Origin of the sequence: Thermosipho atlanticus DSM 15807 (assembly GCF_900129985.1) — a bacterium.
GTDB lineage: Bacteria > Thermotogota > Thermotogae > Thermotogales > Fervidobacteriaceae > Thermosipho_A > Thermosipho_A atlanticus.
In genome coordinates this window covers 375,555-401,710 of the sequence record NZ_FQXN01000001.1, presented here as the reverse complement: position 1 = coordinate 401,710, position 26,156 = coordinate 375,555, and the positions used below count along the sequence as shown (strand labels likewise).

The window sequence follows — 26,156 nt, the reverse complement described above, 5'->3', positions numbered from 1 at the left end:
CATATTAAATCATTACTTTGTTCGCAACAAGCCTAATAAATCCTACATATTCACCTGCATCTTTTCTCAAAGCAATTAAGTCATCTGGCCATGGATTTTTCCCAATTGTGTCTTGAGCCTCTTTCCATTTAATGTATAAATTACATCCATTCGATAAAGTATCTGCAACCTTTATTTCAACTAACCCTGTTCTATCCCACAACTTTTTCCACCAATCAACTGTATGCCAACTCCAACAGTCTTGACCCCAAAAATCTTTTAAGTGTTCTGGAATATCTTTTTCAAATTCTTTCATCAAACCTGGCACAACTATACCTATTATCCCACCAGGTCTAACAAACTTTTGTAAATAATTCAGATACAAATCATCAGTACCAAAATAAATATATGAATCAATACAAATAATTGCATCAAAAAATTTTTCTGCAAATGGCATATTTCTTGCATCTCCACGAATCGGAAATACTTTATCTTCTACTCCTTTTTCTTTTACCCTATTCCAATTCTCCGTTGGGTCTATCCAAAGATCGTAAGCCCATACCTTTACGTTAAATTCCTTGGCAAGAAATATACTTGAAATTGCCTTTCCACACCCCAAATCAAGAACTTTCATTCCAGGTTTCAACTCTACTTTTTCACAGAGCCATTCAGTCAGCCACAAAACATTTGGCCCCATAGAATTATCTAAAATCCATTTAGAGTCATATTTGTTCGATAATGGAAAGTCTTTATGATATAAAATATCTGTTTTTTTCACACTTTTTCCTCATTTCCATCAATTTTCAAAAAATTCATTTTGATTTAACAAACTACTCTACTATCCAATAACTTCAGTTAAATATTTTTTTATTATACTTTTTGATTTTTCAAAAAGTTCCTTCTCTTGTTCATCAAGTTGTATATTAACAATTCGTTCAACGCCATTTCTTCCAACTATGGCCGGAAAGCCTATATATAAGTCATCTATAAGAATAGACGGTGTCCAAACTCTTTTTTCATCTTTATACATACTTTCAATAAAAGTAGCAGTAACTGCTCCTATAGCTAGGTTAGTTGCTCCTTTTTTTTCAATAATTGTATACGCTGCGTTTTTCGTCTCTACAAACAAATTCTCCAAAGGTGTGCAACTTCTTATTGTACATCTTTTACAAAATTCTTTTATATTTACACCTCCTATTGTTGCGCTACTCCAAACCATCAACTCGCTGTCTCCATGTTCGCCGATAATATAGGCATGGATACTTGTTGGCGACACTCTACATTGTCTTGATACTAGTGAACGAAATCTTGAAGTATCTAATATTGTTCCACTTCCTATTACTCTTTCATGCGATATACCGGTTTCTTTCCACAAAATATACGTTAATACATCGACCGGATTAGTTACGTTAATTATAATACTATTTCTTGCATATTTAGAGATTTCTCTTGCTATGCTTTTAATAATTCCAGCATTTCTTTTTGTTAGATCCAATCTTGTTTCACCAGGATTCTGTGAAGCGCCTGCAGTTATAACTACGAAATCACTACCTTTCATTTTTTCAAAATCTCCAGCGTAAATATTACTTCTTTTAAACATAGGAGTACTGTGATACAAATCTAAAGCTTCTCCTTCAGCTCTTTGAAAATTTTTATCAATTATCACCATTTCATCTACTATCTCTTTATGTAATAATGAAAAAGCAATACTTACCCCAACACGTCCGGCACCTATTATAGATACTTTCATAACTTTCCCCCCTCTTTAATTAATCTTCACCCTTTTCAGATAAAGTTTTTATTTCGTTCTCAGTGTCTATAGTAATCCTCTTGCCTTTTATTGTACTGTTTCTGATACCTTCATTAGCGTTCTTAATCGTTGTTAAAGCTCTTTCAATTGTATCGGTTTTCTTGCTTATACTTTCAAGTAATTGCATTAGCGTGTCAACAATTTGTTTGTATCTACCAATATCCCCTTCTTCCTTTAATCTAATATACCTATCCTGTAACGTATGAGCTATAACAAATACATCTTTATAACTACATACAAATACTTTGTTTTCTCTTCCTATATTCACAAGCTCCGGTGCTATATCCAAAACTGCTTCTGGAACTACTAGAATACAACTATCTACTGTATTTGCAAGATTTTGATATTTTTGAACTCTTTGAATTTCTTTTTTCACTTTATTTATTACTTCCTTTTTCAATTTTTCTCGTTCGTTCATATCTTCAGTACTATTGTATTTCTCTAACAATTTAAACACATCTGGAAGTTTTGAATCAATTGGAATAAATTTTCCGTCACCTAAATCCCACGCAAACTCAACTTCCCCATTTTCAGTCTTAAGATTTGTTTTTACTAACCCAACTTTAATAGATTCTTTAATTGCATCCTTTAATAATATTTCTCCTGTCATGCCACGCGTTTTTGTCCCGGAAACTGTCTTAGTAAAAACAGATATCATTCGTTTCATGTCTTCAATTTGTGCATCTCTTCTTTTTTCAATTTCTTCCCTTGATTTCCCCTGCTCAAGTAAAAATTTTTCAGTATTTTTCTTTTGTTCTTCAAAGAAATTCTTCATTTGTTCAACAAGTTCAGCTATTCTTTTATCTTTTTGTTCGTCTATTTTTATTGTTTTTTCACTTAATTCGGAAAATAGTTTATGAATGTTTTCTATAAATTCATTAAATCTTTTTTCTCTTTCTTCGTTCAACTTTTCTTTCTGTTTCTCAGCTTCTTGTCTTGATCTTTCAATCTCTTCATATTTAGCTTTTAATTCTGCGATCTGAATTGATAAATTATTTATATTAGCAAGTTGATTTGCAAATTGTTCAGTTTCCTTATCCTTTTTCCCAAAACTATATCCTAATTTATAACCAACAAAAATCCCGATCACAAAAGTAAATATAGCAAGTATGATAAAATAAATGATTTCCACAAAAAATCACCTCTTTTTATTCTCTTCATATTTATTTTATCACATATGTTCAACATAATTTAGAAAGCTTGAAGTAAATATCTCCTTCATGCAAAAATACATAATAAAGAATTATATTGCACTATTTAAAAAATATTGAAAAGAATATTTTAAAAACATAACCCCTCGAAAACCGAGGGGTTATAATGTTTATACGTCAAAATAGTTTTCAAATTCTTTGGGATGTGGAACCGCGTTTATTTCAATCTCCTCCTTTAATTTTTCCTTTACCCAATGCTTAATAAGTTCTTTAGGAAAAGTTTCTAAATATTCATTATCCTGCTTGAGTGCATAACACGCTTCACTCAAACTCGATGCAAGAGGTTTCACCTTTTCTTTGTACGCATCTCCTTCAAATGGCCCAAATCCTTCAGCAGTTGGATCTAAGTTTTGTTTTATACCATCAATACCTGCTAGAATCATTGCTGAAAAAGCAAGGTATGGATTTCCAGTTGAATCTATTGTTCTAAATTCGATTCTTCTTTTCTCTGGATTTTTCACATATGCGGGGATTCTAATTGCTGCTGTTCTATTTGCAAGAGCAAATACCGCATTAGTTGGTGCTTCAAACCCTGGCACAAGTCTTCTGTACGAATTTGTAGATGGATTAGTAAATGCCATAACAGATTTCGCATGTTTCAATAAACCTGCTATATACGACAAAGCATAATTTGAAAGATTATATATTTTATCCCCATTAAATATATTTTTACTATTTTTTACCAAATACTGGTGTATATGCATCCCATTGCCTGCCTCATCATACAAAGGTTTAGGCATAAATGTTACAACTAAACCATATTCTTTTGCTATTTGCCTTGCAACATATTTAACTAACAATGTATAATCGGCAGCCTTTAAAGCATCCAAAAAGCCTAGCTCAATCTCTACTTGACAACTCCCAACTTCATGATGATGATATTTCACCGGTACTCCATAGCTAAGTAGTCTATTAACTATTTTATTCCTTACTTCCATCAATGTATCAAATGGTGGTATTCTATGATAACCTCTCTTTTTTCCTATAAAATACTCTCCTCTATTTTGAGCATTCCAGAAACCTTCGCCACTATCAATTTTAACGCTAATATCGTTATTTGAAATGTTGTACTTGACATCTTCAAAAATATGAAATTCATACTCAGGGCCAAGATACACTTCATCGGCAATATCGGAAATTAGTTCCAATGTTCTTTTCATAATACTTCTTGGATCTTGAAGTGAAGGCTTTCCTGTAACAGAATCGTACACATCACAAATTATAGATAAAACTTTATCTTCACCAATATATTCTATAAACGCAGTACTTGGATCAGGAATTAAAATCATATCGCTATTAGTAACTTTCGCATAACCAAGATTTGAAGCATCGAACCCTACTCCATCGGTAAAAGTTTTCTCAGAAAAACTTGTTCTTGCTAAAGTTACATGTCTCCATCGGCCCCAGAGATCAACTACTTTTAAATCAATAAAATTAATTTTTTCACTTTTTACCAAATCCAAAATCTCTTTTATTTCCATAACACACCTCCACAATTTTTTTCACACTATAGTCTATCATCACAAAAGTAATATATCAATCTTATTTATGCATTTTTATCTCTCAAATTGTTAACTTTAAACTTTATTTCTTTGATTATCTTTTTCTTTCATTTTTATGCTATATTTAAATTGGAGGGAAAACATGAAAATCCTAGTTATTTTTTTTCTAAGTGTTTCTGTATTTTTGTTTTCTTTTTCATTCAGCCTTTTCGGACACCATGGTGCTATATGGCAATTACAAGTTGATAAAAATCTCTTGTACTCTTCCGCTTCCGATGGTATTGTAAACATCTGGAATATCAGATCAAAAACTCTTTTACTGTCTATTTATTCTCACAATTCTTGGGCCAGAGCCTTGGCTGTTGATGATAAATATATCATCGTAGGTGGGTACAAACCTGATGGTAATCTGAAGATCTATGATAAAGTTTCTGGAAAATTCGTTAAATCTTTTTCATCTAAAGGTTCAATTTTTACAATTTACACTAATTCAAATTATATAGTCTTCGGTGGTTCAGATAACAAAGTATATATAATTGACAAAAAATCTCTAAAACTTTTAACAATCCACGCCTTCCATGAAAGATGGATTAGAGATTTGGTTATTATCAATAACCAATTAATAAGTTGTGGTGATGATGGAAAAGTAATATTTTACGATATTAATAATCTTAAATTTGACTTTGAGAAAACCTTTAAGGGAAGAATCATAAAATTACTCACAATTGAAAATAAAGTATACGCAGTTAGTTCTTTCGGGATTATCTACGACATCGAAAAAGAAAACGAAGTATTCAAAATTGAAAATATTACAACAGCATATGCTGATGAAAATCATATATACATTGGGACAAATATTGGTGAATTATACATTTTAGATCACAATTTTCAAACTATAAACTACATAAAAATTGCCATAGATCCTATAATAAGCATTACATCATCTTCAAACAACGTATTTATTGGTACTTCCAGTGGCAAAATTTTACAATATAATCTACTTGAAAATTCCATAACTTCATTTTTAAATAATTTCTCTCTAATCAAAAAAACTATTTTATACAAAAATCAACTTTATGTTTTAAAAAATACCGGTTCTTTAATTTCCTATAATACGAAAACTGGTGAAGCATACCGAAACATTATAAACCAAACAAATATTAGCAACTTTTTCATTAATAACGATCAAATATACTATTCATCAAACGAATATAATGAATATAAAGTATACGATTCACAAAAAAATGTTATTTTTGAATCTGAAAATGATATTTCACTTTTATTTAAAATCGATAATTACGTGTTTATTGGCACATATGGTTTTATATATATTTTTGATAATGATTTACTTATAGACTATATCGAACTCGATAACGAATGGCCAATTTCTTTTCAGATAAATGCAAAAACAGTAAAAATAGGAACAAATACTGGTAAAATTATTGAATATTCATTAAATGATTTTTCTGTAAAAATACACAAAATTTCAAACAATCCAATAATCAAAATATTAAACAATTACATAGTAACTTTTAACGGTGAAATTTTTGAAAACGACAATTTGATTTTTACATTTGAGACTAACATCTTTGATACAACAATGTATAATAAAGATCTTATCTTAGGTACAAACAAAGAATTGATTATTTTCAACACAATTACACATAGCTTTTCAAAATTTGAAATTAGTTTTCCAATAGTTTCATTACAATCCAACGAGTTTTTGTATGCTTCTCTTTCCAATGGAGATATAATGGTTTTTGACTCTAATTTTAACGAATATGGAAAACTAGCCGAAAACGAAGCCAAAATTGTAACTGTTGATATAAGTAGTAATGGAAAGTACATAGTCACAGGCGGTGCAGATAAAAAAATAAAAATATGGAAAATTGAAAATGGAAAATTAATTCTCATCAAAACATTTACTGGACATAACGATTGGATTAGAACAATTAAAATTGTAGATCAAAAATTTATAATCTCTGGTTCAAGTGATAATACTGTAAAAATTTGGAATTTTAATGGAAGATTGTTAAAAACACTTTCATATCATACAGGATATGTGTGGAGTTTAGAATATAAAGATGGCGTTTTATACAGTGGTGGTTGGGATAATAAATTGTTTGCTTACAATTTAAATAAAATGAAGGTAATTTTCAGCAAAACATTTAAACAGCCTATAACACACTTAAAAATTTACAAAAATAGCCTCATTATTTCATTCATCAATGGCGATATTATCAAGCTAAACTTAACCAATCTTTCTATCGAGAAGTTTTTTTCTACCAAAAGTATCATATGGAACTTTGATATATTTAACAATATCCTTGGAGTTGGTGATGAAAAAGGATTCTGTTATTTAATTAATCTTGAAAATAACAAATTAATAAGAAAATTTCAGGCACATCGAACTACAATTTTCAACGTAAAATTATGGCAGAATAAAATAATAACTGCCAGCAGTGATAATACAATTAAAATTTTTGATTTCGAAGGAAATTTAAAAGGAATAATTAAGGATTTTTCATTATCTGTCTTAGCAGTTGCTATAGATCCTGCTAGAAATTATATTATTACTTCTTCAGGAAAAGATCCTATAATTTTGCAAATTCCCTAAATTGTTCAATACTTTCTTGACTACCCAATATTATTAATTTATCATTAGCTCTAATTATACTGTCCCCAGTTGGTGCAAACAAAATGCTTCCTTCTCTATTTATACCAAGAACCATTATATTAAAATTTTTGGCTAAATTAAGTTCTCCTATTGTTTTATCAACAATGTAACTTTCTCGAACAACTTCCAATTCCTCTATTCTATATGATTCGTTACCAAAAGCAACAATATCAAGAAAATTAACTGCATGGGGTCTGGTTGTCAACCTCGCCATTCTCGTCCCGGCAATTTGATCTGCCGCCACTACCGTTGTAGCACCTGCATATTTTAATTTTTGTATTGAACTAGTATCAGTTACCTTTGAAATAATTGTTAAATCAGAATTTAAAGTTCTTGCGCTTAAAACGACAAAAACATTTACAGAATCTTCAGGAAGAGTCGTAATTAATGCTTTTGCTTTCTTGACACCAGCATTAATTAATGTTTCCTCTTCTGTTGCATCCCCCAACACAAAGGGAATAGTGGTATCCTTGTATATATTCAAAACCTTATTAATCCTCTCTTCATCATTATCTATAATAACAAATTTTTCTCTTTCGTTTATTAACTCCCCAATCACATATTCCCCTGTTTTCCCCGCACCAACAACAATCACATGATCTTTTAATTTTTCAATCATTTTTTCAATTTTCCTCCTTTTTAAAAAATCCCGTAACTTTCCTTCGACAATTATTGCGGTAATTGTTGTAACTCCATACAACACAACACTTATACCACTGAAAATCATTATTGAAGTAACAATTTTTCCAATAGTTGATAAGTTATCTGGTAAATTATATCCTACAGTTGATATAGTAATAGTAGTAAAAAAGAAGGCATCAACTATCGATAAACCTTCGAAAAAATGATAATAGCTGATGCCTAATACGAGAATTAATATTACAAGTACTGTCAGAATTACTATCTGTTTAACTATAACTTTTCCCAATAAATTATTTTTACTCATTTCCAGGAATATACGGAATTACGCAAATAAATTCCGCATCATTTTCACCAATATTAACAAATTGATGCTCTTCATTTGCGGGGACATAAATAAACGATCCCTCTTCAGCTTCGTATTTTTTATCTTTGGAAACAGCCTGAATCTTTCCTTTAACAACAAAAATTTCATGCTCCCAATCATGCGTATGATAAGGTGTATTTGCACCAGGTTTTAATTTAAACAACCTCATAACAAAATTTCTTGCACCATCTTTTGAACCTATCAATATCCTTTTTTCAATTTTACCTTCATCTATTATTATAGGTTCTACTTTTTCTGGCTTTGAAACTAGCATCTTTCTCTCTCCTTTCAATTACAACATATCTATATGGTTCAACTCCAACAGAGTACGAAACAACATCCTTGAAATTTTTTAATATTTCATGGACTAACATTCGCTCAAAAGCAAACATAGGATCTAATTCCACTTTCTTGACACCATCTTTTTTCAACTTTTCCAATGCATTTTTTACTATTCTTTCTATAAGTTCTTTTCTCTTTTCTCTGTAATCTCCTGCATCAATAAGAACTGTTACTTTTGTATCTGATAACCTATTTAAGAAAATAGTTGAAAGATGCTGAAGTGCTCCGAGACCCTTGCCATGTTTTCCGATTATCTTTCCAATACCTTCACCATTTATCTTTGCAATAAAAACTCTCGGATTTTTCGAATAAACTTTTACAGATATATCAGGATCAAAATGAGATACAATTTTTTTAACAAACTCTTGAAGTTTTCTTTCATAATATTGCTTCTTAATAGTAATTTCTACCACTGCATCTCTTGCAAAAATACCTAAAAATCCAACAGAACCTTTATCAACAACATTATAATCATATTCACCTTTTTTTATATCATAATCCTCTTCAAAAACTGATAAAATTTCTTCTACTGATCTTCCTGTGATTGTTAACCTCTTCAAATACTTCACCCCTTATTTGGTAAACCCCATAATTCACGTTGAGTAATTCCTTTAATTTTATATTTCTTATAAATATAATATGTTGTTCCAAGTTGAATTAAAGTATTAGCTGTATAATAGAGAAATACACCACTCGGAAGTCCTATAAACAAAAACGGAAATATAAACGTCATTAATATACTTTGCCACGCCGTTTTAGTATCTTGACTTGTAATTAAAGCAAGGTAATAGCCTGCAAGAATTTGGATGATCAAGAAAGACCAATTTTCAGAAAGGCCACCTGCAGCTAAATCTTTCCATATAAAGAATGAACCATTAAAAGCAAATTCCTCTTGATAATACCTGATTACTTGATAAAGTACAATAAATACCGGTAATTGAATTAACGCCATTAAACATCCACTTGCAGGATTAATTTTATTTTCCCTATATATTTTTAGTAACTCTTCTTGTTGCTTTTGAGGATCTTTGTATTTTTTCTTTACCTGTTCAACTAGAGGTTGTATTTTTCTCATTTTTATCATAGATTTAGTTTGCGCATGGTAAAGAGGATAAAAAATAAACCTAACAATAATAGTAAATATTATTATTGTTAAACCAAAGTTTTTCGTAAAATCATTTATCCAACCAAAGAAATTGACGAGAGGATATTTTATATAATCAAACCAACCATTAAGTCCAGAAATAGAATTTAACATTTCGGATATGACGTCATAATCTTCTGGAAATGCATCTTTTATTAACGTTTTTTTATAAGGGCCAATGTATGCCAAAAATCTTAGCTGATTTCCTGCAACTAAATTTCCTCCAATAGATTTTTCATTGAACTTGACTATAGAAACAATTTTCGATTTTGCATACCCAGACACAAATATATTTCCTCTAACTCTATCATCCTGCTCAAATCCAACTCTGGGAATACTTACAGTTACATCTTTTGAAGCGTTGACAAGGACATTGAAAGTATAATTTGGACCTTCTTTAAAATCAAAAATCTTTTCAACACCATCATATGCAAACTTCAATGTTACTTCCGAATATTTATCACCATCTTTTAAACCCTGCCAAGAAAAAGTTGGTGTTCCCGCATCTAAGACATCAAAACCGTCATTAGAATATAAGAACACTCTCGTTCTTCTTTCCAAAATACTGTAAATTTCTTGGATGTTTCCCATATAATCAAAACGATATTCCATAAATCTAGTAATCACATAAATACCATCTGTTCTTTCTTCAACAGTAATAGTTCCAGCGTTTAATACTGTGAAAACTGCTAATAAAAAAAACACGACGGTTAGTACCTTTTTCAATGAGACCGCCTCCTTGTAAATATGTAAAATTCATCAGGTACAGGATCCTCCCCACCCTCATGCATAGGATTACATTTCAAAATGCGCTTGAAGCCCAGGAATAATCCTTTGATTACTCCAAACTTTTCAACAGCTTGCAAAGTATATTCCGAACAAGTCGGAGTATAAATACAGGTAGGTGGTTTTAAAGGTGAAATTACCTTTTGATAGAATCTTATCATTATTTTAACTATTTTTTTCATTGCTTACCCTCTCAAACATCGCAAGAAATTCGCTTAAAAATTCTTTATAAGTGATATTTTCAAATTGATCTGAAAGCTTTTTCCTTGCAATTATTAAATAATCGTATCCTTTTGGAATTGTACTCTTGTTATTCCTAATACTTTCACGCAACCATCTTTTTAATTTATTTCTTTTTACTGCTTTTCCAAATTTCTTTTTAACTGAAAATGCATATCTACTGTAATCTAGTCCATTCCTAATATATAATACTACAAACCAATCATTCTGAATTCCTTTTCCATTTCTTATTACATTCAAAATATCTTTCCTGAGCTTCAAGCGTTCATATTTCCTAAAAGTATTCGTTTTTAAACTGCTAATCTCCATCTTCCTTTTCTTCTACGATTCTTTAATACTTTTCTACCTGATGCTGTTCTTTTCCTTGCTAAAAATCCATGTGTCCTTTTTCTTTTAATTCTTGATGGTTGATATGTTCTTTTCATAATCCTTTCCTCCTTTTCTTATTGTATTTTCCTAATTTATATTAACATAAATTTAAATTTTAATCAACCACGTTTCTTAAATCTTCTTAATGCTTCTAGAAAAACAGTATAAATCTTTTCAGAAAATTTCTGACCAACCATATTTCTTATTATTTCCAAAGCTTCCTCCTCACTCAAAGCTTTTCTATATGGTCTATCTTCAGTCAATGCTGTAAAAACATCTGCAATTGATATTATTTGCGCTCTTAAAGATATCTCATCGCCTTTCAAGCCATCTGGATATCCACTTCCATCCCAATTTTCATGATGATGTCTAATTATTTCTGCAACTAAATCCCAACCAGGAATTGATTTTATTATTTTTTCACCATAAATTGTATGTTTCTTCATTATTTCAAATTCTTCGGCTGTCAATTTTGATGGTTTATTTAAAATTGACTCTGGAATTCCAATCTTTCCAATATCGTGCAAAATGGCACCGTATTTTATTGCTTCAATTTCTTCAGGATCACTAATACCCAATAGATTAGCAATTTCAACGGATAAATCTACTACTTTTTTCGAATGATTCCCAGTAACAGTATCCTTTAATTCAACAGCTTCAGCCAAGGCAGTAATTAATTGTAAATCCCTTTCATTAACCAACTTGTGTGTTTCCTCAAGTTCTTTAATAGTTTTCTTAAAAGAGGATGAAGTAACCTTATATTCTTTAATTATTCCAGAAAATTCATCAAAAATTAATTTCAAAGTATTCTGTAAATTCTCCAACTCTGGAACATCCGTATCTAAACAATGACACTGAACTGTTTCTCTTTTTTTGAGTTTTTCATATGAATTTTTTAGTTCACTAACTATATTGTTGATTGAATTACAAACTTTTTCATCTTTTTCACTGTAGAATTTGATAACATACAACAAAAGCATATACAAAAAGAGCAAAGGTAGTAAAAAGTAAACAGAATATTTTAAAACTTTTTTTAGATCATATCTTATAACTACTTCAAATCCATAGTCAGTTACCTCAGATTTTGAAAATAAGCCCTTTGTCTCTAATTTTGAACCTATTAATTCGTAATTGTTGGAATAAACTACTTCATTTTTAAAAAGAATCAAAAACTCTTCTTCTTCAGCTTGTGGCATTTTAATTACTCGTTCAGGAATTTCATAAAGTAAATATCCATCTTTTACTTTTTTTACATATTTCAAACTCATATTCGAATAGTATATACCTTCAATGTAAGAATTCGGACCTTCGTTCAAAATACCAGATAAATTCTGATTCAATTTTTTATCAAAAAAATTCAAATCTAACTTTGATACGATAAAATTGTCAGTACTAAATAAATTATTTATAAACGCAGCAAAAACTTTAACCCCAGAGGTTAAATGGCTTTGTAAAAACATATAAAAAAAGAACAATTGTAATATCACCAATAACATAAAAATAACAAATACAAACCTTTTTTTTATTCTATTCATTTCCCACCTTTATCTCAGAAAAATTAAGTACCTTTATTTTTCTTTGTAATGTGCCAATATAATTAAATCTTTTACCATCAACAAAATTATTTTGCAAATAAAAACTTATAACTTGATTTGCACTCAAAAATTTGTGAGAAGCAACTAAATCAATAGCTTCTTCAATAAGATCAGCAACATAATTAAAAGGATTATCAGTAAACGAAATCAAATAAATTTTTTCTTTAGGCCCATTGTATTTTGTTAATTCCATATCCAATGCACTATCAGTTAAAACAAATAAACCTTTATAAATTGAACTTATCTGTATAATGATGTCAATTGCTTCTTTTGATGTAGTTGTAATTACTATAGCATCATATTTATTCCAGTCTTTGCTATGTGAAAACAAAGTGTTTAAACCGTAATAATACCAATAATCACCTTTAAAATTCTCAATTATTTTTACAAATTCATTTGAATAAGCTTTGTTCCTCGGGTCAAGAATGATTAAAACATTTTTAACATTTTTACTCCTTAAAAAATTCTCAATTGTATCAATCAAATAGTCATTATCTGGTACAAGCGAAAAAATTCTATTAGTGCTTGCCAACAATCGTTTTGAGGTAATTGTTGGTGAAAAAGCCACTAAATCATATTTTTCCAAAAATGGTAATAATTTTTTTCCATCCTCACTAAACATCGGACCAATTATTATATTAATTCCCTTACTTTTAAGCGATCTAATTATCTTTTCATGTCTACCTTCTTCATTATATTCAATTAAATGTAATTCTCCATGATAATCCTTCAAAAAATTATACGAAATATTTTTGGTTGAATACAAAAAACCAACTCTATTACTTAAATAAAAATACCAATAAACAAACAAAATAGCAATAATAGCTAAAAGCAAAAAAAACACTAAATATTGCTTTAAATTAATCATAATTTATTTTCACCTCTAAAAAATTTTAACATATTTTTTCGAATTTTAAAAAAACAAAAGCTCCCTACTAAAAGGGAGCCCTAAAAAATTAGTTCATTCTATCTACGAAACATTCCGCTAATTTTTCCAAGTTCTCCAAATCTTCCGAACTTGGACTAAATTGCACTTCAATTGGTTCACATACTAACTCCCAATTGTTCTTCTGTAGGTATTCGACGACTCCTTTAACTCCTCCACCACTCCAACCATACGTTCCAAATACGCCAAATATACGATTTTTCAATCCTTTATGACTTAAATTAATTAAAAGATTTTCTACTGGCGGAAATATGCCGTTATTGTAAGTACATGTTCCAATAATAACTCCTTTAAACCTCCAAATTTCATTTATTATGTATGATTCATGAACTTTGGAGGCATTCATAACTCTAATATTTTTAATCCCTTTCTTTGCAAGAACATTTGCAATATAATCGGCCATTTTCTCTGTATTCCCGTACATAGAACCATATACTATCACAACACCATCTTCAGCTTCATATTTGCTCCATTTATCGTACAAATCAACTATGACTTGAGGATTGTTCCTCCATACTGGACCATGAGTTGAAGCAATAATCTTTATATCGATTCCAGATAATCTTTTTAAAGCTTTTTGAACCATAGGTCCAAATTTCCCAACAATATTTGAATAATATCTTCTAATTTCATTTTTATAATATTCAATATCTACTTCATCATCAAAGATTCCTCCATCTAAAGTACCAAAACCCCCGAATGCATCTCCTGTAAATGCGATTTTTTCAGTAACCTCATATGTAATCATTGTTTCAGGCCAATGAATCATTGGGGTCAAAAAAAACTTCAATTTATGCTTTCCAAGAACTAACTCATCACCATCCTTAACTTCAAGCAAATTCTCATCAATCCCATATAATGCTTTCAAAAATTCAAATGTTTTTTTATTTCCAACAATCTTTATATTAGGAAACGCATTTAAAATCGCAAGTATCGAACCAGAATGATCAGGTTCCATATGATTTATGATTAAGTAATCTAGTGAATTTCCATTAATAATATCTTTTATTTTCTGTATAAATAAATCTGATTTACTTACTTTTACAGTATCAATCAAAACATTTTTCTTATCTTTAATTAGATATGAATTATAACTGACACCTTTTGGAAGAGGCCAAAGGCCTTCAAATAAATATGTTTCTCTATCGTTTACTCCAACATAAAAAATGTCATCTGTTATATTTATTACTCGTTCCACTATCTCCCTCCTTTAAAAAGGAAATTCTATTTTTTTAACTCTAAAAGCATTTAATTCATCTTCAGTAGATGGAATTACTAACTGTCCTTCCTTAACTAACTTTATCAAATATTCTATTTCCGCAAGAAGTCTGTTAGGAACTAATCCTTTTGTAAATGGCATTCTACTAATTCCTTCACCATCTTCCTTTATACCAAGTTCAACATTACCCGAAGTCCATTCACCGTTGAAGGCTTTCACAACTCCTAAATAACTTGCAACATCTACCCTTTTTATAGCACTTGCTAAAATATGACCTGGAGCTTGCCATTCTTGTTCAACATCTCCACCTAACATGAAATATCCATTATTATCATATAAATAATCAAGTAACTCACTCAAATTCTTTGCATTTGAACACTTATTATTTTCTTCTTTTATAGCTTCTATTATTCCCAAAGCAGTACCGCCACATGCTTGTTGGATTATATCTACACCTTCACTCATCAATGCCTGTGTCAACTCTTTACCTTTTTTAGGATCTATAAATGTATTGGCGTAAACCAATTTTCCTTCAACATTTGTACCATGAAGTTGGTTATAAGCTTTAACACCTGCTAAGAAGCCTATAGCATATCTTTGAACTGGCGGAATAGGAATTCCTCCAATGATTGCAACTTTTCCTGTTTTTGTCATTCCCGCAGCTAAATATCCTGTTAAAAAACTTCCCTCTTGTTCTTTAAATGTAAAAGTCATAACGTTTGGCAAATTATTCTCACTTGTAAAATCAATTCCTACAAAATATGTACCAGGATATTGCTCGGCTACTTTATAAAATGAATCGGACATTAAAAATCCTACGGCAAACACAACATCTGCAATTTCTGCAGCTTTACTTAAATTCGGTATGTAATCACTCTGTTCTTTTGATTGAATTACATCGTATTCTATCCCAAGCTCTTTACATGCTTTAACAATTCCAGACCATGTTCCATCCATAAAAGAACCATCGCCTAAGCCACCAACATCAGTTACCATGATAACTTTAAAACCAAAAATACTAATGAAAAACACTCCTAGTAATACTACAACAAAAAGCTTTTTCATATATAACCCCTCCTAATGTCTTGATTTGAATTTGAGGAACAAAGGAGCCCCAGAAAAATGATAAATATTCTCCCTAATTGTCCTCCTAATTAAATTCTGATATGAGTCTGGCACTTTTTTACCATTTGTAAAAAACAAAAACGTTGGTGGCTTTATATCAACTTGTGTTCCATAAAGAATTTTCAATCCCCTGGGAGGTGGTGTAAACATCATCATCCTCTGAATTGCGGCATTTACCGCACTAGTTGAAACTCTATGATGAAGTGATTTATACGCTTCTTCAATAGCTCTTATAAGGACATCTATTCCTTTCTTCTCCACTGTACTTGTAAAGACCAACGGACTGTAATTTATAAAATATAACTTCTCTTCAAACTGATACAAAAATTCCCCTTTTCTTTCCCTGAAATTTTTCACAAGATCTATTTTATTAAATACAACCACCGTTGCTTTTCCTCTTTTTTCCGCTATACCAGATATTCTCTGATCTTGGTGAGTAATTCCTTCAGTTGCATCAACAACTATTACAACAACATCTGCAAATTCAATACTTCTAATTGATCTTACATTACTGTACATATCCAAGCTTTTATATTCTACTTTACTCTTTCTTCTTAAACCCGCCGTATCAATAAATAAAAACTTTCTTCCATTCAATTCTACCAATTCATCAACAGAATCGCGTGTTGTACCTGGGATAGGTGTAACTAACGCCCTTTCAGTATTAAGAATAGAATTAAACAGTGAAGATTTTCCAGCATTTGGTCTTCCAACCAACGCTACCCTTATTATTTCTTTTCTACTATCCTCCTTTATTCTCAAGTCGAAACCTTTTTCTTCAAGCTTTGCAATTATTTTTTCAATTAACACATCTATATTTTTTCCATGTTCCGCTGAGATTTTTAAAGGTTCATCAAATCCCAAAGTATACAAATCAGGCAAAACTTCCATAAATTTTTTTTCACTTTCAACTTTATTAGCAACAAAAATAACATCTACAGAGCTTTTTCTAAGTAAATCAGCTAAATAATGATCTTCAGAAGATATCCCGTTTCTGCCATCAACAACAAAAATTATAAGTTCAGCTTCTTTTAGCATGTTTAAAGTATTTTCTTTCGACTTTTTACTAAATAAATCATTAGGATTTTCAAAAACTCCACAAGTATCAACTATTTGAAACTCTTTATCATTATATATGACGCGGTCAGAGACCGCGTCCCTTGTAACTCCTTCTTTATTATCTACAATTGATTTTTTTCTTCCGATCAGCCTATTAAATAGAGTTGATTTTCCTACATTACTCTTCCCTACTATCAGTACTGTTGGCATTTTTAACCTTCCCCTCAAGTGAAACTACCCTCTCTGCATTCGCTTTTTCACTAAGTTCTTTTAATTGTTCAATTTCTTCTTTTAATTTTTCACTTATCGTAATTTTATATATTTCTTTGTCTTCGACAATCTTTAATATTCTTCCTGTTAGTTGATCTCCAACATTTTTTTCTTCCAGCGCATGTGTTTCCGGTAAAAAGGCTTCAATATCATCAATTTCAACGATATATCCTTTTTTGACCTTTTTGACTATTTTTCCAGTAACTATATCTCCTTCTTTATAATTTTCCACAAACAGCTTCCATGGATTTTGAGTAGCTCTTTTTATACTCAGTCTCATTTTTCGAGCATCTTTATCTAAACTTGTAACAACTGCTTTTACTTTCTGCTTGATTGTTACAACTTCCTCTGGTTTTTCAACATATTTCCAAGATAATTCTGAAATCGGACAAAAACCGCTTATTTCTTCTTCCAAGTCAATTATAACTCCTGAATTTAAAATTGCTCCTACAACACCTGTTACAACATTACCTACAGGATACTTCTCTTCAATATTTTTCCACGGATCACCTTTTGCTTCTTTATAACTCAAAGATAACTTTCGGTTTTCTTTATCAACATCCTTTACAATAACTTTTACTACATCCCCTTCCTCAACTACATCTTGAATTCTACCTTGTCTACCCCAAAATACTTCACTAATATGCACTAAACCATCAATGCCGGGTTCTAAATTCACAAAGAATCCAAATGGCATAATTTTCTTTACAATACCACTTACAACTTCCCCTATGGGATACTTTTTCTCGATGTTTTCCCAAGGATCTGGCATCAATGCTTTTAAACTCAGTATAATTCTCTTCTTATTTCTGTCAATATCTTTTATTAGCAATTTTACAGATTGTCCTTCTCTCAACACATCTTCTACAGTCAAAGAAGTATCATATGAAACTTCCGAGTTTGGTAATAATCCTGTAATTCCTTCAGCAATTCTTATAAATGCTCCGAATTTTTCTACCTTTTCTACCAAACCTTCAATCACATCACCAGGCTTTCTGTTTGAATAAAAACTATCTATCATCTCATCAACAATTATCTTTCTCGATACCACAATATTTAATTTCTTCCTTGATGCGTTAAATTTTATGATTTTGAACTCTAAATAATCTTCTGGAATTTTATCGCCACTTCTTATTAGCGACTCTCTACCAGGCAAAAATGCTTCAATTACATTATCAATTAAAACTTTATATCCTCCTTTTACTCTTTCTTTGATTTTTCCTATTACTTTTTCTCCATTTTCAAACTTTTCTTTAATTAATTCTCTAGCTTTCCTTAAATATACTCTCCGTTCAGATAATAGAGCGGTTCCTTCCTCTTCATTTATTCTCAAAACCAATAAATTAATTTTTGTACCCGGTTTATACTCCGAAGGCTCTTTTACTAACTCATCTGTTGGTATCACTCCTTCCCCTTTCCAACCAAAATCAACAAAAACATCCGTATCTGTTGACCTTACAACCACACCTTCTACTACCGTTCCAACTTTTACCTCATTAAAAAGATAATTTTCCAGCATTTTTTCAAAGTTATTTTCCATACTACTGTTCCCCTCCCAAATCTTTTATTCTATGAACAACTTTATTGACAACTTCAATTGGAGTTGACGTACCACTTACAATCCCTACGCTTTTTACATTTGAAGGTGTCTCAAGTATTTCTTTTGCTGTCTCAACATGAACTACATTTGTATATTGAGATGCTATCCTAGCAAGCTTTTTAGTGTTGGAACTATGTTTTCCACCAACTACAAATAGTAAATCTACCTGTCTTGCTATTCTTTTTGTTTCATTTTCGCGAGACACAGTAACATTACATATAGTGTTTTTTATCAAAAACTCTGAAAATTTCGAAATTTGTTTGGTACTGTTCGCAAATCCCTCAAATTCTTCAACTGACATAGTTGTTTGGCTTAACAAAGCTATCTTTTCAGCTTCAACTGCAACTGGTTCTAACGAAACTATTGCATTTTTTGCATAACTTCTAATTGCTATCATTTCTGGATGATTTGGTTTTCCAAACACAACAACTTGATAACCTTGTTTTTCAAACTTTTCTGCTAACCAAAATAAATTATACACAATTTTACACGTCAAATCCTCTATTTTATATTTTGTCGATAATTTTTCTATTTTTTCTTTTGGCAAGCCGTGTGCTCTTACCAAAAAAATTTCTCCATCTTTAAAAGACAAGCCAAGTTTTCTTAGTTCATTCATAACTACCTTATTGTGAACTATATCATCATCTGTGAAAACCTTAAAACCTGCTTTTAATAATTCTTTAGATTTTTCTACCGCTTCTTTTACACCAAAACAAAATCCTATGTTACTAGCAACTACAATTTGCATTTCTCTTTAACCACCTCATATATCATATCAACTACTTCTTCTAAAGAATATTCTGTTGAATCAATTTCAATTGCATCTTTTGCTTTCATTAATGGGGCAATTTCTCTTTCACTATCTTGTTTATCACGAAGAATTATTTCATTTAAAATATCTTCAAAATTCACCTTTACACCTCTATTGGTCAGTTCTTTATACCTTCTTTTCGCTCTTGCTTCTTGGGTAGCCGTCAAAAATATTTTAACTTCAGCATCTGGAATAACTACCGTCCCTATATCTCTTCCTTCAACAACTATATTTTCATTTAAAGATATTTTTCTCTGAAGTTCTGTTAGATATTTTCTAACTATAGGAACGCTTGCAAATCTTGAAGCATAAATACCAACTTCAGGAGTTCTTATCTCATCTGAAACTTCCTTTCCATTGACCAAAAAATGTCCTTCTTTAAATTGAATATTTAACTTTTTCAACTCTTTTTCTATTTCTTCGTGAGATTTTTCATCAATATTTTTGTTTTTAAGGTAAAGTCCAACAATTCTGTACATCGCTCCAGTATCAAGATAATAAAATCCAAGTTTTTTCGCTAATAATTTTGCTACTGATGTTTTTCCAGAACCTGCTGGGCCATCTATAGCTATTCTACAAGGCATAGTATCACCTAATCTTATATTTTTTCTTTATTTTTTACAACATTTATCGACAATTCTTCTAACTGTTGTTGTGTGACTTCCGAAGGAGCACCTGTCAATTGACATACTCCACTAGCTGTCTTTGGAAATGCAATTACATCCCTTATACTTTCACTATTTGCTGCAATTGCCACCATTCTATCGAACCCAAATGCTATTCCACCATGTGGTGGAACACCATATTGTAATGCTTCAAGGAAAAATCCAAATTTTTCATTTGCTTCTTCTTTAGTTAATCCAATCAAATCAAATACTTTCTCTTGTATTTCTCTGCTAAATATTCTTAAACTCCCTCCACCAAGTTCATTACCATTTAATATCATATCATATGCATGTGCTGTAATTTTGTGTGGTTCGTCATCAATGTTCTTTGGTAACGTAAATGGATGATGTTTCGCAACGTATCGTTGTTCGTCTTGATTCCATTCCAAAAATGGAAAATCTATAACCCAAAGAGCATCAATTACTTTAGTTTTGTTTTCAAAATGTTCTTTACCTATTTTTAATCTCAAAGCACCTAAAGCAATATTTAAAGTTTCACGTTCCTTAAAAGCAGCAAGTAAAACCACATCTCCATTTTTAAGTTTGTATTTTGTTCTCAACTTTTCATAATTTTTAGCAAGAAACTTGGCAGTTGGAGAAATAATTTCATTGTTATCAATTTTAAACCACAATAATCCACCTAATCCAAACGACTTTACATATGCCTCGTATTCCGACGCTATTTTTCTACTCATGGGTATATTTGTTATAAATCCTTTTACTGTTCCACCATTTTCTATTACATTGTCAATAACTTTAAATCCTGTATTTCTAAAGTCTTCTGTAAAATCATGTAATTCCATTCCATATCTTCTATCTGGTTTATCACTTCCATATTTTTCCATTGCTTCTTCATAAGTTAATCTGTCGAATTTTTCAGGCAAAACTATTCCAACACTTTTATAAACAAATCGAACAAATTCTTCCATTATATTTAGAATCTCCTCTTCTGTAACAAAAGACATTTCAATATCAATTTGGGTAAATTCCGGTTGTCTATCGGCCCTTAAATCTTCATCTCTAAAACATCGTGCAAATTGATAATATTTATCAAAACCAGAAATCATCAATAATTGTTTAAACAATTGGGGAGACTGTGGTAAAGCATAAAATTTTCCTTTCTGAAGTCTGGAAGGGACCAAGAAATCTCTGGCACCTTCAGGAGTACTTTTTGTTAAATAAGGAGTTTCGATTTCCAAAAACCCGTGTTTGTTTAAAAACTCCCTGGCAGCTTGGGCCATTTTATGTCTTAAAATGATGTTTTGTTGCATTTTATCTGAACGAAGATCGATATACCTATATTTTAATCTTAATTCTTCTGAAACACTATCGCCAGGATAAAATGGGGGTAATTTTGATTCAGATAATATCTTTATCGAAGAAGCATAAACCTCTATTTCTCCTGTTGGAGAATTAGTCTTTGTTTCTTCTGGCCTTTCTCTTACCTCACCTTTAATTTGAACAACATATTCCCTGCTAATTTCTTGAGCAATAGAATAAGCTGAAGATGAAGGATTAACTACAACTTGAGTTGTACCGTATCTATCCCTTAAAACTATAAATTTTATTCCGCCAAGATCTCTTATCCTTTCAACCCAACCAGCCAAAACTACTTCCTTTCCTACATCACTCTTGGTCAATTCATTGCAATTGTGTGTTCTAAACAACTTTTTCACCTGCCCATTTTATATTTTTCCCAATCTTCTAAAAACTTCTTTATGCCGCTATCAGTTAGACTATGAACAAACATTTTTTCTAAAACATTAAAAGGTACGGTAGCTATATCAACACCTATTAGTGCAGCTTCTAAAACATGCATAGGATGTCTGATACTTGCCGCAATTATTTCTGTTTCAAAACCATAATTTGCGTAAATATTAAGGATTTCCTCTAAAAGTTTTACACCATCATTAGCTATATCATCTAATCTTCCGACAAAAGGACTAACATAAGTTGCTCCAGCTTTTGCAGCAAAAAGAGCTTGGTTTGCACTAAAAACTAACGTAACATTCGTTTTTATCCCTTCAGATGACAATATCTTTACCGCTTTAATTCCATCAGGAGTCATTGGAATTTTTACAACAACATGTTCATCTATTTTTGCAAGTTTTCTCGCTTCTTTTACCATTCCTTCCCAATCAAGAGAAATTACTTCGGCTGAAACAGGCCCTTGGACTATTTGGCAAATTTCTTTAATCGTTTCTTCAAAAGGTTTTCCTTCTTTTGCAATTAATGTAGGATTTGTAGTAACCCCATCAACAATTCCCCATTCAACACCTTTTTTTATTTGTTCAATGTTTGCTGTATCTAAAAATATTTTCATAAATTCACCTCCTTTTATTATTTTAAACCAGTCCTTGCAATACCTCTAATAAAGTATTTTTGAGTTAATAAGAACAAGATTATAACCGGTAAAATTGAGAACGTCGCCGCTGCCATTAATTGATTATACAAAGTTCCCACATCCGAACTGAAATTTTGTAATCCGACTGGTAATGTTCTGAATTTATCACTGTTAGTTACTATTAACACCCAGAGAAATGCATTCCAACTTCCCACAAATTTTAACAATGCACCAGTTATAATTACAGGTTTACTCAAAGGAACAACTATTTGCCACAAAAATTTCCAATGGGAACATCCGTCAATTTTTGCGGCATCAAATAATTCCTTTGGTAAAGCTAAGAAATGTTGTCTCATTAAGAATATTGCAAATACACTCACAATCCATGGGACAATTAATGCATAGTACGTATCAATCCATCCAAACTTGGATATAGTAATAAAGTTTGGAACAAGCAACACTTCGCCTGGAACCATCATTGTAGCCAAGAATAGTCCAAAGATAAAGTTTCTTCCCGGGAAATTCATCCAAGAAAATGCATATGCAGCCATAGAAGCAAGTATTATTTCTAAAATTGTCGTTACAGTGGCAACTAACACCGTATTAAAGTAGTATCTACCGAAAGGAGCTGATCTCCATGCATCAACGTAATTCTGAAAAATATTTGCAAGTGTTTCTCCAAACGAGAAGCTCAGACTTACTTTCTTGATACTATTATCACTTAAATAAATTGGACTTACACCTTCAAGTTCTACTTCTATAACTTCTCCGTTTTTCACTCTCACTGCTTTCACAAATGATGGAGCTTCGACAATTTTCCAAGCGTTTAAAGAATTATTGTAAACTCTTCTGACTTGATCTAAATAATCACTGTAAACAATTAGATCTTTTACAAGAGCATGTAAATTATTAATGTGTGAATACGTCTCAAGTTTCGATTTAAAAATTCTATATGTACTACTGGATAAGAGCTTTAAATCTGCATAATCAAGTAACGTATCCAGGCTTCCTTTGGATAATATTTGCTTATAATCGATTTTATTATTAATTAAAACATTTTTAAATGTAACAGTTAAACTCTTCAAATCAATCAACTGTGAACTTGAAATATTATATTTTTCTTTTATAAAGGTATCTATACTTTTCGAAAAATTTTCCGGTAAGTTCTCATAGCCATATTCTGAGATTACTTTACTTAAAAGTTGAACATCTTCAAATTTTTTTAATTCTTCTTTCAATAACTTTATTTTTTCACTTTTGCTGATAGATTTTGCAATTATAGGTTTATCGATTTTTTTAGTCTGAATGTTTTTGAAGTAATTAATTGTATCTAAATAAAATTTCACCTTTGTTATCTCATCATCAAAAACATTAACTACTTTTGAGTTATACACATTCAATAACTCATTTTCTCCATCATAATTTAAATTAAGTTTATTCAACGTTTTATAAATGTTTTCTATTTCTTCATCGGTTAAAATCAAATATTTACCAGATTTATATTTTGATAATTCTTCTTTAACATTTTGAATTTCTTCTCCTTTAATTTTCAAAAACTCTCTGAATCTTTCCCTTTCATTTTCATCTTTTATTCTTCTATCTATAAACCTCTCTATTAACTTTATTCCCTGCAAAGCTCCATCAATTCTCTTTGCTAAATTACTGTAGTAATTTAGTCTCTGAAAATAAGGAGTTGGCCCACTTTTATAGTATAAAAAGACTTCTTCGAAGAATTTCTCAGGAGTTTCCGTGGAAAAATTAGCAAAATTATCAACATTATTTAGCCAATTTTTAAAAGCATTTACATCAGCAAACTCTATATAATCAAAATTCTTTGTATCTATAAACAATGTTCCACGATAAAATGGATCATCATCAACCACAATATTTAAAACATTATTCACTTCATTTGTCGATGAAGTAAAACTCAATGCTTCACTCAAACTTATTCCTTTTACTGTTTTTACAGCTCCAAGCTTAACATTTACTTTTACTTCTCTATGTGTAAAGAAATTTTTTGAATGCCACTTTGGAGGCCATTCTTGAACTTCGCTAGGTAATTTAAATGATGTAACTAACATCCATGCAAAAGGTAAAATCATAATCACAAAACCAAATGAAAGTAATAAATATATAATCAACTTTTTCATCACTATCACCTCACGAAACGTATTCTACTACTTTACTTCCTACTTTAAATTGAATAGCAGTAAAAATTAGAATAATAGCAAATAACAAGTATGCCGCAGCACTCGCTATTCCCATTCTCTGTTGTCTATAGAAAAGATCGAAAACATAATATACCATTGTTAAACCACTGTTGTTGTAAGGCCCTGGAAGTCCATCATAAAGAACATAAATTTGTGCAAATACTTTAAACGCACCTATTATCGACACAATCAAAAGGAAAAATGTAGTAGGTGAAAGGAGTGGCCAAGTAATCTTTGAAAATTTATGCCATGAATTTGCTCCATCAACTTCGGCTGCTTCATAATAGAACTTATCTATATTTTGCAACCCTGCTAGGAATATTATTGAGTTATATCCAAGTTGCTTCCATATAGAAACAATTGCAATGGTAGGAATTGTCCATTTTTCATCTTTTAACCATCTAATCGGTGCTACATTGAACCAAGAAAGTATATAATTTAACAATCCAAACTCATCGTTAAATATCCATTTCCAAACAAGAGATACTGCAACTACAGATGTAACAAATGGAATAAAGTAAGCGGTTCTAAAGAAAATCTTAAATCTTATATTAGAATTTAGCAGCACTGCTACTCCCAAAGACAAGATTAAAGTTATAGGTACAGATAAAAATACATAATAAAATGTATTAGATAAAGCTTTAAAAAATAAGTTCTTGTCCTTTGCATCTATAAAAAATGCAAAGAAACTTTTATCACCAGCCATACCTGTTTCAATAAGTACATAAATCACTAAAATCAAAGCCATATTAATCCAAATATGAGATTTAAAATATTTCATTTGACCTTTTTCATAAAAATTGAAGATTAAAAGCGCCCATAGTATTACTGCTATGATCAATGAAGTAATGCTATTCAAAAAACTAAAAATCGAAAAGTAAAATACTATTGCAAAAAGGTTTAGAAAAAGCAACTTATTTCCTTTTCTTAAAAAAGTAATAAATGAATAAATAGTTATTACGATAAGTAAAGTTAAAGCAACATAACCCAATGAATAAACAAAACCCTCAAAAAATGAGTACTTGGGTGGATAGTTAAATTCAAAAATTTGTTTATAATTAGCCAACCCATTAAAATAAGGAGTTTTCATATTTCTAAAATCCCATTTAAAAAAGCTCAAGACAAACGAAAAACCTACGGGCCAAAAGACAAAAATTCCAAGAACAATTAGTGAAGGTAGTAAAAATAAATATGCAAGTAAAGTTTCTTTGAGCTGTCTCTTCTTTGATGCAACCATTCTTACACA

The 26,156-nt window shown here is 30.6% G+C and carries 24 protein-coding genes; 1 reads left to right on the top strand and 23 read right to left on the bottom strand.

Annotated elements, in window-relative coordinates; genetic code table 11:
* Positions 1-4: 4 nt before the first annotated feature.
* The 4 genes from BUB65_RS02110 to glnA all read right to left on the bottom strand — a co-directional run bounded on the left by BUB65_RS02110 (position 5) and on the right by glnA (position 4,481).
* A complete protein-coding gene (locus tag BUB65_RS02110; RefSeq protein WP_073071633.1) occupies positions 5-757 on the bottom strand; it encodes an SAM-dependent methyltransferase in 753 nt (250 codons plus the stop codon).
* Positions 758-817: 60 nt separating this feature from the next.
* Positions 818-1,729 carry an L-lactate dehydrogenase gene (locus BUB65_RS02105; RefSeq protein ID WP_073071631.1) on the bottom strand — a complete coding sequence of 304 codons (912 nt, stop codon included), beginning with the start codon at positions 1,727-1,729 and terminating at the stop codon, positions 818-820.
* A gap of 19 nt (positions 1,730-1,748) precedes the next feature.
* Complete coding sequence (gene rmuC / locus BUB65_RS02100; RefSeq protein ID WP_073071629.1) at positions 1,749-2,921, bottom strand: DNA recombination protein RmuC; 1,173 nt, start codon at positions 2,919-2,921, stop codon at positions 1,749-1,751.
* Positions 2,922-3,110: 189 nt separating this feature from the next.
* Positions 3,111-4,481 (bottom strand): type I glutamate--ammonia ligase, encoded by a 1,371-nt coding sequence (glnA, locus tag BUB65_RS02095; RefSeq protein WP_073071627.1) that lies wholly within the window; start codon positions 4,479-4,481, stop codon positions 3,111-3,113.
* A gap of 163 nt (positions 4,482-4,644) precedes the next feature.
* On the opposite strand from glnA, the gene BUB65_RS02090 reads away from it, so the two are divergent.
* Entirely contained in the window at positions 4,645-7,119 is a 2,475-nt protein-coding gene (locus tag BUB65_RS02090; RefSeq protein WP_073071624.1) for a WD40 repeat domain-containing protein, read from the top strand.
* Here BUB65_RS02090 and BUB65_RS02085 read toward each other — a convergent pair.
* From BUB65_RS02085 to BUB65_RS01995, 19 genes are all read right to left on the bottom strand, one after another.
* A complete protein-coding gene (locus BUB65_RS02085) occupies positions 7,097-8,107 on the bottom strand; it encodes a potassium channel family protein (protein WP_234946707.1) in 1,011 nt (336 codons plus the stop codon). The two genes, BUB65_RS02090 and BUB65_RS02085, sit on opposite strands and share 23 nt — an antisense overlap.
* Before the next feature lie 10 nt (positions 8,108-8,117).
* The gene (locus BUB65_RS02080; protein ID WP_073071621.1) at positions 8,118-8,459 is read right to left on the bottom strand and encodes a cupin domain-containing protein; all 342 of its coding nucleotides are present in this window, start codon (positions 8,457-8,459) and stop codon (positions 8,118-8,120) included.
* On the bottom strand, positions 8,413-9,096 hold the full coding sequence (jag, locus tag BUB65_RS02075; RefSeq protein ID WP_407701157.1) for an RNA-binding cell elongation regulator Jag/EloR: 684 nt from the start codon (positions 9,094-9,096) through the stop codon (positions 8,413-8,415). Before jag ends, BUB65_RS02080 begins: the two co-directional genes overlap by 47 nt.
* The gene (gene yidC, locus BUB65_RS02070) at positions 9,093-10,397 is read right to left on the bottom strand and encodes a membrane protein insertase YidC (RefSeq protein ID WP_073071616.1); all 1,305 of its coding nucleotides are present in this window, start codon (positions 10,395-10,397) and stop codon (positions 9,093-9,095) included. The genes jag and yidC overlap by 4 nt, the downstream gene beginning before the upstream one ends.
* A complete protein-coding gene (gene yidD / locus BUB65_RS02065; RefSeq protein WP_073071614.1) occupies positions 10,394-10,639 on the bottom strand; it encodes a membrane protein insertion efficiency factor YidD in 246 nt (81 codons plus the stop codon). Before yidD ends, yidC begins: the two co-directional genes overlap by 4 nt.
* Complete coding sequence (rnpA, locus tag BUB65_RS02060) at positions 10,623-11,006, bottom strand: ribonuclease P protein component (protein WP_073071612.1); 384 nt, start codon at positions 11,004-11,006, stop codon at positions 10,623-10,625. The genes yidD and rnpA overlap by 17 nt, the downstream gene beginning before the upstream one ends.
* Positions 10,988-11,122 carry a 50S ribosomal protein L34 gene (gene rpmH / locus BUB65_RS02055; protein ID WP_073071610.1) on the bottom strand — a complete coding sequence of 45 codons (135 nt, stop codon included), beginning with the start codon at positions 11,120-11,122 and terminating at the stop codon, positions 10,988-10,990. The genes rnpA and rpmH overlap by 19 nt, the downstream gene beginning before the upstream one ends.
* Positions 11,123-11,185: 63 nt before the next feature.
* Positions 11,186-12,601 (bottom strand): HD-GYP domain-containing protein, encoded by a 1,416-nt coding sequence (locus tag BUB65_RS02050; protein WP_073071607.1) that lies wholly within the window; start codon positions 12,599-12,601, stop codon positions 11,186-11,188.
* Positions 12,594-13,529 carry a type 1 periplasmic-binding domain-containing protein gene (locus tag BUB65_RS02045; RefSeq protein ID WP_073071604.1) on the bottom strand — a complete coding sequence of 312 codons (936 nt, stop codon included), beginning with the start codon at positions 13,527-13,529 and terminating at the stop codon, positions 12,594-12,596. The genes BUB65_RS02050 and BUB65_RS02045 overlap by 8 nt, the downstream gene beginning before the upstream one ends.
* A gap of 88 nt (positions 13,530-13,617) precedes the next feature.
* A complete protein-coding gene (locus tag BUB65_RS02040) occupies positions 13,618-14,805 on the bottom strand; it encodes an FprA family A-type flavoprotein (RefSeq protein WP_073071602.1) in 1,188 nt (395 codons plus the stop codon).
* Positions 14,806-14,817: 12 nt separating this feature from the next.
* The gene (locus BUB65_RS02035; protein ID WP_073071599.1) at positions 14,818-15,891 is read right to left on the bottom strand and encodes a BMP family lipoprotein; all 1,074 of its coding nucleotides are present in this window, start codon (positions 15,889-15,891) and stop codon (positions 14,818-14,820) included.
* A 12-nt stretch (positions 15,892-15,903) separates the two neighbouring features.
* Entirely contained in the window at positions 15,904-17,220 is a 1,317-nt protein-coding gene (der, locus tag BUB65_RS02030) for a ribosome biogenesis GTPase Der (protein WP_073071597.1), read from the bottom strand.
* Positions 17,189-18,820 carry a S1 RNA-binding domain-containing protein gene (locus BUB65_RS02025; protein ID WP_073071594.1) on the bottom strand — a complete coding sequence of 544 codons (1,632 nt, stop codon included), beginning with the start codon at positions 18,818-18,820 and terminating at the stop codon, positions 17,189-17,191. The genes der and BUB65_RS02025 overlap by 32 nt, the downstream gene beginning before the upstream one ends.
* Before the next feature lies 1 nt (position 18,821).
* On the bottom strand, positions 18,822-19,628 hold the full coding sequence (gene ispH, locus BUB65_RS08420; protein WP_073071592.1) for a 4-hydroxy-3-methylbut-2-enyl diphosphate reductase: 807 nt from the start codon (positions 19,626-19,628) through the stop codon (positions 18,822-18,824).
* A complete protein-coding gene (gene cmk, locus BUB65_RS02015; RefSeq protein WP_073071590.1) occupies positions 19,616-20,275 on the bottom strand; it encodes a (d)CMP kinase in 660 nt (219 codons plus the stop codon). Before cmk ends, ispH begins: the two co-directional genes overlap by 13 nt.
* Before the next feature lie 14 nt (positions 20,276-20,289).
* Positions 20,290-22,023, bottom strand: coding sequence for an aspartate--tRNA ligase (gene aspS / locus BUB65_RS02010; protein WP_073071588.1), 1,734 nt, complete (start codon positions 22,021-22,023; stop codon positions 20,290-20,292).
* A 5-nt stretch (positions 22,024-22,028) separates the two neighbouring features.
* The gene (gene fsa, locus BUB65_RS02005; protein WP_073071586.1) at positions 22,029-22,679 is read right to left on the bottom strand and encodes a fructose-6-phosphate aldolase; all 651 of its coding nucleotides are present in this window, start codon (positions 22,677-22,679) and stop codon (positions 22,029-22,031) included.
* A gap of 17 nt (positions 22,680-22,696) precedes the next feature.
* Entirely contained in the window at positions 22,697-24,850 is a 2,154-nt protein-coding gene (locus tag BUB65_RS08385; protein WP_073071584.1) for a carbohydrate ABC transporter permease, read from the bottom strand.
* A 10-nt stretch (positions 24,851-24,860) separates the two neighbouring features.
* Entirely contained in the window at positions 24,861-26,147 is a 1,287-nt protein-coding gene (locus tag BUB65_RS01995) for a carbohydrate ABC transporter permease (protein ID WP_073071582.1), read from the bottom strand.
* Positions 26,148-26,156: the final 9 nt, after the last annotated feature.